General features: G+C 69.8%; 12 protein-coding genes. 8 read left to right on the top strand and 4 right to left on the bottom strand.

Features of this window, described 5'->3' with window-relative positions; translation table 11 throughout:
- The first annotated feature begins 209 nt into the window (after positions 1-209).
- Genes ACTOWY_RS20630 through ACTOWY_RS20615 form a run of 4 tightly spaced genes read left to right on the top strand, consistent with a single transcriptional unit; the run spans position 210 to position 2664 of the window.
- Positions 210-932, top strand: coding sequence for a hypothetical protein (locus ACTOWY_RS20630; RefSeq protein ID WP_441311271.1), 723 nt, complete (start codon positions 210-212; stop codon positions 930-932).
- 2 nt (positions 933-934) lie between these two features.
- Positions 935-1276, top strand: coding sequence for a hypothetical protein (locus ACTOWY_RS20625; protein ID WP_441311270.1), 342 nt, complete (start codon positions 935-937; stop codon positions 1274-1276).
- 15 nt (positions 1277-1291) lie between these two features.
- Positions 1292-2014, top strand: coding sequence for a hypothetical protein (locus ACTOWY_RS20620; protein WP_441311269.1), 723 nt, complete (start codon positions 1292-1294; stop codon positions 2012-2014).
- Between the two features lie 23 nt (positions 2015-2037).
- Positions 2038-2664 carry a hypothetical protein gene (locus tag ACTOWY_RS20615; protein ID WP_441311268.1) on the top strand — a complete coding sequence of 209 codons (627 nt, stop codon included), beginning with the start codon at positions 2038-2040 and terminating at the stop codon, positions 2662-2664.
- Positions 2665-2681: 17 nt separating this feature from the next.
- On the opposite strand, the gene ACTOWY_RS20610 is transcribed toward ACTOWY_RS20615, so the two are convergent.
- Positions 2682-3230, bottom strand: a complete 549-nt coding sequence (locus ACTOWY_RS20610) for a hypothetical protein (RefSeq protein WP_441311267.1) — start codon at positions 3228-3230, stop codon at positions 2682-2684.
- A gap of 351 nt (positions 3231-3581) precedes the next feature.
- On the opposite strand from ACTOWY_RS20610, the gene ACTOWY_RS20605 reads away from it, so the two are divergent.
- Positions 3582-4034, top strand: a complete 453-nt coding sequence (locus ACTOWY_RS20605) for a hypothetical protein (protein ID WP_441311266.1) — start codon at positions 3582-3584, stop codon at positions 4032-4034.
- Positions 4031-5770 (top strand): hypothetical protein, encoded by a 1740-nt coding sequence (locus tag ACTOWY_RS20600; protein ID WP_441311265.1) that lies wholly within the window; start codon positions 4031-4033, stop codon positions 5768-5770. The genes ACTOWY_RS20605 and ACTOWY_RS20600 overlap by 4 nt, the downstream gene beginning before the upstream one ends.
- 45 nt (positions 5771-5815) lie before the next feature.
- Here the strand turns inward: ACTOWY_RS20600 and ACTOWY_RS20595 are convergent, their stop codons facing one another.
- Entirely contained in the window at positions 5816-7201 is a 1386-nt protein-coding gene (locus ACTOWY_RS20595; RefSeq protein WP_441311264.1) for an aminotransferase-like domain-containing protein, read from the bottom strand.
- Here ACTOWY_RS20595 and ACTOWY_RS20590 point away from each other — a divergent pair.
- Positions 7200-8408, top strand: a complete 1209-nt coding sequence (locus ACTOWY_RS20590) for an aminotransferase class V-fold PLP-dependent enzyme (protein WP_441311263.1) — start codon at positions 7200-7202, stop codon at positions 8406-8408. The genes ACTOWY_RS20595 and ACTOWY_RS20590 overlap by 2 nt on opposite strands.
- A gap of 53 nt (positions 8409-8461) precedes the next feature.
- Here ACTOWY_RS20590 and ACTOWY_RS20585 read toward each other — a convergent pair whose 3' ends face one another.
- Complete coding sequence (locus ACTOWY_RS20585) at positions 8462-9085, bottom strand: superoxide dismutase (protein WP_441311262.1); 624 nt, start codon at positions 9083-9085, stop codon at positions 8462-8464.
- A gap of 124 nt (positions 9086-9209) precedes the next feature.
- Between ACTOWY_RS20585 and ACTOWY_RS20580 the strand changes: the two genes are divergently transcribed.
- Positions 9210-9977 carry an SDR family oxidoreductase gene (locus ACTOWY_RS20580; RefSeq protein ID WP_441311261.1) on the top strand — a complete coding sequence of 256 codons (768 nt, stop codon included), beginning with the start codon at positions 9210-9212 and terminating at the stop codon, positions 9975-9977.
- Positions 9978-10061: 84 nt separating this feature from the next.
- Here ACTOWY_RS20580 and ACTOWY_RS20575 read toward each other — a convergent pair whose 3' ends face one another.
- Positions 10062-11507, bottom strand: a complete 1446-nt coding sequence (locus tag ACTOWY_RS20575; protein WP_441311260.1) for a DUF6519 domain-containing protein — start codon at positions 11505-11507, stop codon at positions 10062-10064.
- Positions 11508-11519: the final 12 nt, after the last annotated feature.

The following is an 11519-nucleotide window of genomic DNA, read 5'->3' as shown; positions in this document are numbered from 1 at the left end:
CGAGCGATCTCCAAACACCGCGCGAAAGGCGACATCGACCGCACCAACCATCGAGCAGAGATCACCGTGATCGTGCTGACAGCAGCAGGCTTGACAACAGACCCCAAACCCTAACTACGCGGCATTGGCGTTAGCGCCGCATCCGGCGACGTTCGCCCGCTCCGGCTAGGGTCGGCCGATGCGCAGCCAGGAGTTCAGGGGGTGGTGTCATGGCGCTTGACGAGGTTGAGCTGGCCACACTGAACGTGCCCGATGAGCCGCGGATGCGGGCCCGGCTTGCTGAACTCACCCATCCGGGTGGCGTGGAGCTGCAGCCCGCGGACACCTACGAGGCCCGCGACCCGAGCGGGTTCGTCATCGTCACGGTCAACAAGTCCGCGAAGGTCACGAAGGTCCGGATCCGGCCCAGGTGGACCGACCACATCCGCCCGGAGGCCTTCCCCGCCGCGCTCTACAACACCTATGTGACCGCGCTCCAGCGGGCGCTCGCCGTGGAGCTGGCTCACCGGCCGCGGACCCCGCCGCACACCCCGGCCCCGGATGCCGGCCTCCTGGACACGGCGGAGCTGTCCGTGGATGAGTTCCTGTCCAGGACCCGGGCCCGGCGCGAGGCCATCAACGCGCGGTACGACGAGATCCGCCGCGGGCAGCAGGCCCCGCCCGCGGAGTTCCACGAGGTCCGCAGCCCGCTGGGCTACCTCACGCTGCGCATGCGCGGCGGCGGCCCGATGGCGCTCAACGGCGACCCGCACGCCCTGGACAACCCGTCCGAGGAGGTGCTGGGCGAGGACGCGCTGCAACTGTTCGTGCGGGCAGGCCTCGGCGTGGCGGGACAGGCCCGGCCGACCCCGGAGCGGGCGACGCGCGGCAGCGCCAACCAGGCCGATGACGAGTACTTCTCGGAGTTCAACGTGTTGAAGGACGAGGACTGAGGATGACCGACAACTACAAGGTGGTCACCGAATCGCTGCGCAGCGAGGCCAAGCTCTGGCAGCAGAAGGCGGACCAGACCCAGCCGATCGTGCAAGCCGTCAAGGAGACCTACCTGGGCTGGACCTCGTTCTTCGTTGGCGACCTCGCCATCTTCCCCGGGATCGCCAACGCCCAGATCCAGGCCAAGCAGTACGCGGAGTTCCGCGACTTCATGGAGAAGGTGCTCCAGGGCGCGGTCACCGAGTTCAACCAGATCGATGTCGCGCTGCGGCGGATCGCCGAGGAGTACGACCGCACCGAGAGCGTCAACGAGATCGACATCGGCAAGTTCTACAAGGCCTAGGGTCTGGTGATCAGCATGTCCGTTTCCGCCGACATGGTCAACGAGTTCAACAATCACTTCCACGGCCTTGAGACCAAGGTGAACGACTGCGGCAAGAAGTACAACGAGGCGGTCGACAACATCAACGACTGGCGGTTCCTGCTCGGTCCGGCGATGCTGCTCATCAAGCCCGCGATGGACGAGATCCGGGAACACCTGGCCAAGGTGCGCCAGCTGGTCCAGACCGCACTCGCGCACCACACACCCGTGGTGTCGCTGATCGTCCAGTCCTTCAACTGGGTGGAGAAGGTCCAGGGCCCGGTGAACGGGCTCTCCCAGCGCAAGACCGACCTGACGATCCAGTGGAAGGGCGACGCGGCGGAGAAGTACCAGATCAAGCGGGACGAGCAGAACGAGGCGATCAAGGCCTACTCGACCAAGTCCGACAGCGTCAGCAAGTGGCTGATGGACATCGCCATGTACAACATCCAGTACATGACCAAGCTCGCCGAGATCGCCACCAACTTCCTGGGTGAGCTGGTCGCGGTCGCGATCGAGGCGGCCACGGTGGTCGAGATCCCGTTCGCCGTGGACAAGCTCGCGGGCGCGATCGGCCAGCTCGTCACCGGCGTGCTGAACAACATGGTGGGCATCGTCGAGCGGTTCGTCGCGGCGATGGCCAAGGTCAGGGACATCATGAGCCTGATGACCGACACCGCGCTGCCCGACAAGGCCTGGCCGCAGGCCATCGAGGGCTGACCCGCACCCACCGAGAAGGAGCCATGGGCCACAACTCCCACCGCGACTGGACCCGGCCGGTCCTCGGCCTGGTGGCCGCGGCGACGACGCTCCTCAGCGGCTGCGTCGGCCCCGGCGGTTCGCCGACCCCGACCCCGACGCTCAGCTCGGCCACCACGTCGGCCACACCGGTCCCGGCGGCGCTCAAGTACACCTTCGCGCGGCTGCCCGGCTGCGTGGCGCTCCAGGAGGCGGTGCGCGGGCTGCCGCGCGGTGAGCGCAAGGAGGACTCGACCGGGGGCAACTCGCCCGATCGCAGCTGCACCTTCCGGGGCGCGAACGGCGATCAGTCCTGGGCAGACCTCAGCATCCGGGTCTGGGAGTCCTCGGAGAACGCCACCGGGCCCCAGCCTGGCAGCAAGCGCGCCAAGGACGATTTCGCCCGGAACGCCACGCCGCGTGATGAGCAGGCGAGCGGACCCGGGGCGGAGGCCCGCTGGCTGGATCCCGACAGCAGCAAGATCGGCTGCCGGCTGGAGGTCCTGGACGAGAACGCGGTGCTGACCGTGTTCTACGTCTCCGGCCGGAATGATCCGCCGCGTGGCGAGCAGTGCCGGGGGCGGGCGACTGACCTGGCCAGGCAGTTTTACGCCGCCGTGCAGCCGCGTTAGGGCAACCTAATTCACTGTCACCAATGCGACACCGGCAGATACATGACAAAGAATCCGAGGAACAACCCCAGGATCGCCCACCGGCGCGGCGCGTTGCTGCGATTGAGAAACGAGACCGCGGCGGTCACGAATAGCAGGGCGCCCATCGACAGTCCCACCAGGGCGGTGGTCAGGTAGGGCGCGGGCCACGGGTCGGCCAGGTAGTTGGCGGCCAGCGCGAACCGGGCCGTCTTGTACAGCGGGAAGGCCAGGCTGCCCCCGGCCGCGGCCCAGGCCAGCAGCAACATCAGCCCGTCCGGCACGGTGAAGCGCCAGGACCGGACGGTGGCCAGGATCAGGATGCCGGAGACCGCGCGCAGCACCGAATCGGCCAGCACCGCGGCCAGCATCGGGTCGGCGATGTAGTCGCCGCTGAGCACGTGGCCGGCGATGTCCAGGAACACCCACACCACGTAGGTGACCACCCAGATCGCGGCCGCGTACGCCGGCCAGACGGGAATCCAGCGTGCCTCCGCCGGCCGCGGCGGCCGGACGAGGGTGCTGACCCCAGAGTTACCTCCCCGCATATGACAACGGTGGAGCCAAACTCGCCGGAACGGAAGCACCCCGGGCTGGAGAAAATTGAAATCACGGAAAGTAGGTGCGCACCCTACCAACGTGCGGCCCGCTTTCGCGGTGCACATGTCAAGTCGAACTGAAATCTCGAACAAGAACCGCCTTCGGTCGGGTCAACTCCCGCAAATCGGCCCCTACCAGGGAGTTTGCCCGTTTCGTACGGTCCGTGAGATCCCGGCTCCCCTGAGCCACCGGATAAGCGTTCCAGTACCGGCGGGAGACCTCTTTTGCCCAGAAGAACTCGAACCACCTGGTTCACCCGGGTGGCGGTGTTGGCGGCTTTCGCCGCCACGATTGTGACGGTGACCACGTTGTACGCACAGTCACCATCCGCGGATGAGACCGGCGCGGCCCAGCCCATCCCGCACGCGCCCGTCGCACCGGGCGCCGGAGCAGGCGACCCGCTGCCGCCCGCTCCGGAGGCCCCGGTCGCGGCCTCGGTGCAGACCGCGCCTGCCGGCAAGGTGCTCGCCCACGGCAAGGGCCTCCTGGTCGACGAGGTCGCGGTCGCCGAGCGGGCCAAGCCGGTGCGCAGGCTGACCGTGTCCGGTTCCTTCCAGGTCGGCGCGCTGGACTACGTGGTGCTGCTGGACGGCAAGCCGCTCGGCCGCGGTCTGCTCGCGGAGCACCTGGACGCGGCCAAGGTCGCGCTGCCCGCCGACATCGAACTGAAACAGGGCGCCACGGTGTCCTACCAGTACGGCCACGAAGCGCCGGTCACCGTCGGCGCACTCACCCTGGGAGGCCCGCGATGAGGCGTCTGCTCGCCGCGGCCCTGCTCGCCCCGCTGGCCGCCACCCTGCTCGTCACCGGCACCGCCCAGGCCGCGCCAGCCGATGTGCCGGATCCCTTGGTGAACGGCTCGCACGAGGTGAGCGAGGCGCCCTACAACCTGGGCGACACCGCCTACACCCCGCCCGGGTTCGCCAAGCCGGTGGAACTGGCCGGGCAGGTCTACTACCCCAAAGACGCGGCCAAGGGCCCGTATCCGCTGGTGGTGTTCCTGCACGGGCGGCATTCCACCTGCATGTCCGCGCCTGCCGGCGGCAATCCCTCGCTGGCCTGGCCGTGCACGGACGGCAGGCTGCCGATCCCCAGCCACCTCGGCTACGCCTACGCCGCCCGCTCCCTGGCCAGCCACGGCTACGCGGTGATCTCCATCAGCGCCAACGGAATCAACGCGGCGGACAACTCCGACGCGCAGTACGGCATGGTCGCTCGCGGGCACCTGACCCTCAAGCACCTGGACCTGTGGCGGGACTGGCGGGACCAGGCCGGTGCGCCGATCCCCCAGGAATCGGTGCGCTCCTTCGACTTCGGCAAGGTCGGGCTGATGGGGCACTCGCGCGGCGGTGAGGGCATCGTGCGCGCGGTGGAGCTGAACTCGCAGCGGCCTGCGCCGTACGCGATCAAGGCGATCCTGCCGCTGGCCCCGACCGACTTCCACCGGCGGATCCCGCTGAACCTGCCGGTGGGCACGCTGATCCCGACCTGTGACGGCGACCTGTCCGACCTGCAGGGCGTGCACTACTACGACGACGCCCGCTACACCGACGCCAACGACATCGGCGTGCATTCGATCTTCACCGTGATCGGCGCCAACCACAACTACTTCAACACCAACTGGACACCCAGCAGCGGGCTGGCCGGGGCCTGGGACGATTGGCGTTCCTCCAACACCAGTTCGCAGTGCCACCCCTCGCAGTCCACCCGGCTGTCCGAGGAGAAGCAGCGCGACGCGGGCAACGGCTATCTGGGCAGCTTCTTCCGGCACTACCTCGGTGGCGAGTCGGCGTTCGCGCCGCTGTGGCGCGGCGAGGTCGCCACCCCGGCCTCGATCGGTGCCACCGTGCTGGTCAGCTACCACTCGCCGAGTGTGAACAACCGGCGGCTGGACGTGAACCGGTTCGCCGCCGCGGATTCGCACCAGGTGAACCAGCTGGGCGGCCAGGTGGTGCTGGGCGGCACGCTGACCACAAAACTGTGCGGCGGCACACCGTCCACAACGGACGCCTCCTGCCTCAACACCAAGCAGGCCAACCGGCAACGCGAACCACATCGCGGCTACGGCACCCTGGGTGTGTCCGCGCAACGACTCGCGTGGGGTCACATCTCGGACACCCTGAGCAACACGATTCCGGTGGCGCACCAGGACATCCGCAAGTTCGCCGCGGTGCGGTTCCGGGCCGCGGTGGACTTCACCGACCCGGCCAACCCGGCGGGGGTGGCCCAGGACCTCCAGGTCGTGGTCACCGACCGGGCGGGCGGCAAGGCCTCGGTGCCGGTGGCGCAGTTCGGCAAGCACCTGGACTACCCGCACGTGCCGCCGGGCGCCGCGGATGTCATCCCGCACTTCCTGTTCCACCAGGTGCGGGTGCCGTTGAGCGCGTTCACCGGCGTTGATCTGTCCCGTGTGGACAGTGTGTACCTGGCGTTCAACAAGACACCCAAGGGCGCGATCGCGGTGGCGGACCTGACCTTCTCCGACTGAGTCCCGCGTTCTGCTGACGGCCCCCGGTTCCTGTGCCGGGGGCCGTCAGTCTGTCGCCGCCCGGCCGAGTCGGCGGGCGGCTTCGGTGAGTTCGGCGAGGTCGGCCGCTGCCGCGAAACTCAGCCGCAGGTGCGGGGCCGGTGGCTCGGCGGCGAAGTGACCGCGGCCGCAGACCACGGTGACGCCCTGGGCTCTGGCGGTGTTGACGATGGCGGTCTCCTCGGTGTCCAGACGCAGCCACAGGTGCAGGCCGCCGACCGGGACCCGCACTGTCCACTGTGGAGCTTCGTGGGCCAGGGCGGTGGCCAGGGTGGCGCAGCGGTCCTTGAGCGCGGCGGACAAGGCACGGCGGTGCCGGTCCCAGGCCGGGTTGCTGAGCAGGTCCAGGGCAGCTTCCTGGAGTGGGCGGGCCAGGAAGAAATCGTCCACCAGGCGGGTGGCGCGCAGCCTGGCCAGGGCCGGGCCGCGGGCGATCAGCGCGCCGACCCGCAGACTCGGCGCGGCGGGTTTGGTCAGCGAGGTCAGGTAGACCACGGTGCCGTCCAGGTCCTCGGCGACCAGCGGCGGCGGAGGTGGCGGGCCGTGGCCGAGGTGGCGGGCGAAATCGTCCTCGATGACGAAGGCCCTGGCCGCGCGGGCCAGTTCCAGGACCTGGCGGCGACGTTCGGCGGAGAGGATCGCGCCGGTGGGGTTGTGGCAGCCGGGCTGGAGGTAGATCAGCCGGGCGCCGGTGCCACGCAAGGCCTCGGCGAGCAGATCGGGGCGGATGCCGTCGGCGTCCAGGGGAACCGGGACCGGAGTGAGTCCGGCGGCGCGGGCCGCGGCGAGCGCGCCCTGGTAGGTCGGGGATTCCACCAGCACCGGACTGCCCGGCGTCGCCAGCGCGCGGCAGGCCATCGCCAGGGCGCCCTGACCGCCGCCGGTGATCAGCACGTCGTCCGGGCCGAGATCGCCACCGGCCATCCGGGCGAACAGGGTGCGCAGCGGGGCCAGGCCGTTGGACGGCGCGCGGTCCCAGGCGTCGGGGCGGCGGGCGGCGCGGGTCAGCGCGGCGGCCAGGGCGCGGGTGGGTTGCAGGGACTGGTGCAGATAGCCGCCAGCCATGGTGATCGTGCCGTCCGGCGGTGCGCTGAGCAGGTCGGTGGCGGTGAGCGGATCGGCCGGGCGACTGGGCAGCACCACGGTCTGCCAGGAAGTGTCGCCGCGCACCGGCGCGACGCGACGGGGTGCGACAAAGGTGCCGGTGCCGGGCCGGGTGACCACCGCGCCCTCGGCGGCCAGTAGCGCTACCGCCCGGCTCACGCTCACCGGGCTGACCCCGAGCCGCTGCACCAGGTCCCGGCTGCTGGGCAGGCGATCCCCTGGTGCGAGCCCGGCGATCTCGGTACGCAACCGGGCGGCCAGCCAGTCGACAGTGCTACTCTCGGACATGAGAGACAACGATAGCGCTATCGCCCTGGATCTGGCAGCGCTACGCGCGGACACCCCGGGCTGCGAGTCTGTCGTCCACTTCAACAACGCGGGCTGCGGACTGCTGGCCCGGCCGGTCCTGGCAGCCATGCAGGAACACCTGGACCTGGAAGCGCGGATCGGCGGTTACGAGGCGTCGGCGGACCAGGCCGAGCAGGTGCGGGACTTCTACGCCGCGCTCGCCGAGCTGATCAACTGCAAACCGGAGAACATCGCGTTCGCCGGTAGCGCTACCCACGCCTACACCAAGGCGCTGTCCGCGATCCCGTTCGAGCGCGGTGAGGTCATCCTGACCACCCGCAACGACTTCATCTCCAACCAGATCGCATTCCTGGCCCTGCGCAAGCGATTCGGCGTCGAGGTGGTGCACGCCCCGGATCACGCCGACGGCACCGGCGTGGACGTCGAGGCGATGGTGGCGCTGATGCGCACCCGGCGGCCGCGCCTGGTCGCGGTGACGCACGTGCCGACCAACTCCGGCCTGGTGCAGCCGATCGCCGAGATCGGGCGGCACTGCCGGGAGCTGGGGTTACTGTACCTGGTGGACGCCTGCCAGACGGTCGGCCAGTTCGAGATCGACGTCGAGGAGATCGGCTGCGATCTGCTGTCCTCGACCTGCCGGAAGTACCTGCGCGGGCCACGTGGCTCCGGGTTCCTCTACGTCTCCGACCGGGTGCTGCGCGAGGGCTACGAGCCGCTGTTCATCGACATGTACGGCGCCCGCTGGGTGGAGCCGGGCCGGTACCAGCCGGTGGCCTCGGCGGCGCGGTTCGAGGAGTGGGAGTTCCCGTACTCGACGCTGCTGGGCTGCGCGGCGGCGGCCCGGTACGCGCTGAGGGTCGGCATGGCCGAGGTGGCGCGCTACTCCCCCGCGCTCGGCGCGGACCTGCGGGCCCGGCTGGCCGAGGTGCCGGGAGTGCGGGTGCTGGATCGCGGGCCGCGGTTGTCCGCGATGGTCACCTTCGCGATCGCCGGCTGGGACTCGGCCGCGTTCAAGACGGCCCTGGACCAGCGCGGGATCAACTCGGCGCTGAGCTTCCGCGAGCTGGCCCAGTTCGACTTCGCCGACAAGCAGGTCGACTGGGCGCTGCGGTTGTCGCCGCACTACTACAACACCCAGGACGAGGTGGCCCGAGTGGCCGCCGCCGTGGCCGAACTGGCCGCGTGAGCCGGTGGTGACCCGGGCGCGCACTTGGGGGTCGCGCCCGGGTCACCCTGTGCTCAGGGCAGCAGCAGGCCGTTGCGGCCCGCGCGGGCGTCCTCGAAGCGCTTGCCGACCTCGGCCCAGTTCACGATGTTCCACAGGGCGTTGATGTAGTCGGCCTTCACGTTGCGGTACTGCAGGTAGTAGGCGTGCTCCCACACGTCGAAGACCACCAGGGGGGTGGTGGCGATCGAGAGGTTGGAGTGGTGGTCCTTGAGCTGCTGGGTGATCAGCCGCTGGCCGATCGGGTCCCAGGCGAGCACGCCCCAGCCGGAGCCCTGGATGGTGGTGGAGACGGCGTTGAGCTGGGCGCGCAGCTTGTCGAAGGAGCCGAACTCCTCGTCGATCGCGGCGGCGAGTTCGCCGGTGGGCTTGTCCCCGCCGTTGGGCGAGAGGATCTTCCACCACACCACGTGCATGGCGTGTCCGGCCAGGTTGAAGGCCAGGGTGTGCTCCAGGCCGACGATCGAGCCGAAGTCGCCCTTGTCCCGGGCCTCGGCGATCTTGTCCAGGGTGTCGTTGGTGCCCTTGACGTAGGCCGCGTGGTGCTTGCTGTGGTGCAGCTCGTTGATCTCGCCGCTGATCGCCGGCGCGAGCGCGGAGTAGTCGTAGTCCAGCTCCGGCAGCACGTACTGAGCCATGGGTGCGTCTCTTCCCTTGAAGCCGTCAGGTTGTGATCACCACAGAACTACCTCCAGATAGCTGGAGGTCAACCTGATGTGACGGCGGTCATGCGCGGTTTCAAGAGATCGATATGCTTGCCTGGTGGGCACCGATGAGCGGGGACGTTTCGCGGGCAAGGTCGCGCTGATCACCGGCGGCACCAGTGGAATCGGGCTGGCCACGGCCGAGTTGCTGGTGCGCGAGGGTGCCAGGGTGGTGGTCACCGGCCGCAGCGAGGAGCGGCTGGCCGCGGCCCGGCGGCACCTGGGCGGTGTGGACCGGGTGCTGGCGATCCGCGCCGACTCGGCTGTGCTGCCGGATCTGGACGCGCTGATGGCGCAGGTCCGCACCCAGTTCCGCGGGGTGGACGTGCTTTTCGCCAACGCGGGCACCGGGGTGTTCAAGCGGACCGAGGAGTTCACCGAGGAGGACTTCGACTGCGTGGTCGATGTCAACTTCAAGGGCGTGTTCTTCACCATCCAGAAGGCGTTGCCGCTGTTCCGCAACGGCGGCTCGATCGTGCTCAACTGCGCGGCGTCCGTGCACCGCGGCAAGCCGGAGACCAGCCTGTACAGCGCCACCAAGGCCGCGGTGCACAACCTGGCCCGGACGCTGGCCGCTGATCTGGCCGAGCGGCAGATCCGGGTCAACTCGGTCAGCCCCGGCTACATCAACACCGACATGCTCAACGAGGTCAGCCTCGGCCCGGCGATCTCCGCGGTGCTGCGCAGCGAGACGGTGGCCCGCCGCTTCGGCCGCGCCGAGGAGGTCGCCGAGGCAGTGGCCTTCCTGGCCTCACCGGCCGCGAGCTACGTCAACGGCCAGGACCTCCTCGTCGACGGCGGCCTGGTCCGCTCGATCGGCAACTGACCCCCCAGCCCACCCACTTGGCCCAACTGGTACGCCCACTTGGGCCAACTTGGCGTACCAGTTGGCCCAACTCGTTGGGGTGGGTCAGGTTCGGGGGCGGCGGGTCGCCTTCTCGGGGGCGTCGAGCGGGAACGGGGTGGCCCCGGCGGTGAAGCGCCTGCGGGTGTTGTGGATGGTGTGGTCCGGCGCGACGAAGGCCAGCGGCGCCAGGTGGTGTTCCGGGCCGTGCGGGCGCTGGGCCACCGGCTGGCGGCCTTCCTCCGGCCACTCGACATCGCCGGTGATCGCCCGAGCCGGGATCAGCCAGTAGTCCCCGGATTCGTACCGGCCGCCCTCGGTGAACTCGATCTCGACGCCGTCCTCCAGGGCGATCCAGGTCTTCTCCACCAGGGTGATCGCGTTGTCGGTGGCGCGGTGGGGTTTGGGCGGGGCGGGGGTGAGGGGGTCGGTGGCCGGGGGTTCGGCGGGGCGCTGGTCCCAGCGGCGCAGGTAGGGGTGCCGGGCCTGGTTGAGGCCGGTGGTGGTGAGCTGGCCGGAGAGGGTCAGGCCCTGGCGGTCCGGGTCGACCGCGATGATCCGCAGCAGTGGGGCCGGGGTGTTGCGGGCGGCGTAGGCGTCGTCGATGACCTCCACCCAGTCGCCGATGTCCAGGGCCAGTTTGTGGTCGCGGCCCGGCCGGGTCAGCTGGACCCGGTTGCCCGCGGCGCGGGCGATCGGGAAGGTGACCGAGCCGTTCTCCCTGGACCACTTGAAGGTGGCGGGCAGGTCGGGTCCGGCGAGGCCACCGCGGTGGATCTCGACCCGGTAGAGCTGGTTCTCCAGACCCCGGTACCGCGATTCCGGGTCGGCGGTGCACGGGTTCTCGTGCGCGTCGGCAGGCCGCTGGGCCCTGGCGCGTAAACCGACCGGGCGGTCGGCGCGGGCGCTCTGCCAGGCCGTCCACTTATCCTCGAGCTTCTTGGCGATCTCCTGGGGGGTGCCGGTGACGTCGGTGAGTGGGATGACGGTGCTGCCCGCCCGGAGTTCGCGGACGGCGTGCACCTGCCAGCTCAGCCTGCTGCGCACGCTGGTGTCCGGCGCGAGATCGCCCAGGGCCACCTCGCGCAGAGCCGGGTCCTGGATGGCGGTGACCAGGCGTTCCCGCGCGTCCAGGTAGACCAGGTAGGGCGGGTCCGGCAGTGTGGTGCGGTCGGCGACCTGGTCGAGGTAGGCGTCCGGCTGGGTCCAGAAGGTGCTGCCGGGGCTGGTGGCGGGCAGGCCGTTGACGTAGTAGCGGCCGGGGCCGATGGTCAGGTCGTCGTGCCGGGGCTGCCTGGCAGGATCCAGGGGGAAGCTGATGGCGAAGCCGCAGTTGTCCTCCGGGCCGCCGTGCGGACCGAGCAGGTCAGTCAGGAGTTCGCGTAGCTGCCGCTGGACGATGGTGGTTTGTTCGTTGAGGTCGGCGTCCAGGGTGACTCGGCCCTGCTGGGCGAGAACGGCCGTGTAGTGCTTGGCCCCGTGGAAGGTGACCCGTGAGAAGTCGCCGTGCATGGTCAGATCCCC

The sequence above is a fragment of the Crossiella sp. CA198 genome, assembly GCF_052078295.1.
Taxonomy (GTDB): domain Bacteria; phylum Actinomycetota; class Actinomycetes; order Mycobacteriales; family Pseudonocardiaceae; genus Crossiella.
This window is presented reverse-complemented; position numbering and strand designations above follow the sequence as displayed.